The organism is Anoxynatronum sibiricum (assembly GCF_039414295.1).
In the GTDB taxonomy this organism is placed as follows: Bacteria; Bacillota; Clostridia; order Peptostreptococcales; family Tindalliaceae; genus Anoxynatronum; species Anoxynatronum sibiricum.
This window is the reverse complement of sequence record NZ_JBCITM010000073.1, coordinates 1-346: the sequence shown is the minus strand read 5'-3', so window position 1 is coordinate 346 and position 346 is coordinate 1. Positions and strand designations below refer to the sequence as shown.

Annotated in this window: 1 protein-coding gene; it reads right to left on the bottom strand. The window is 43.9% G+C overall.

Annotated features, from left to right (window positions below; genetic code table 11):
* Window positions 1-320 (bottom strand): Mu transposase domain-containing protein (locus tag AAIG11_RS18005; protein WP_425499440.1); only part of this gene is annotated, 320 nt, incomplete at its 3' end.
* Window positions 321-346 lie beyond the last annotated feature (26 nt).

The window sequence follows — 346 nt, the reverse complement described above, 5'->3', positions numbered from 1 at the left end:
TCCTGCCATGATGAAGGTAACAGCGTGTAGATCCCCGAGTACTTTAGAGCATTCGGCCTTGCCTTGATCATATCTATAAAGTCAATGTAATGGATGGATTCATCGCCCGTGGCAAACAATCTTGGATGCTTCGCAATGGGCGATAGATCCTTTGACAGGATCTGTATCTCATGAGCCATAACTTTTAGGGTAACTGACTGTCCAACGTATTTAGGGTTGGCTGAGTAACGACAGCCTCCAAACTCAACAAGACCAAACTTATTGACCTTTCTGCTTTCATACCTGGCTGTGTCAAAGGGTATTTTATTGACAGGTGCCATCAAGAGTTTCTCTTGTTCAAAGAGTG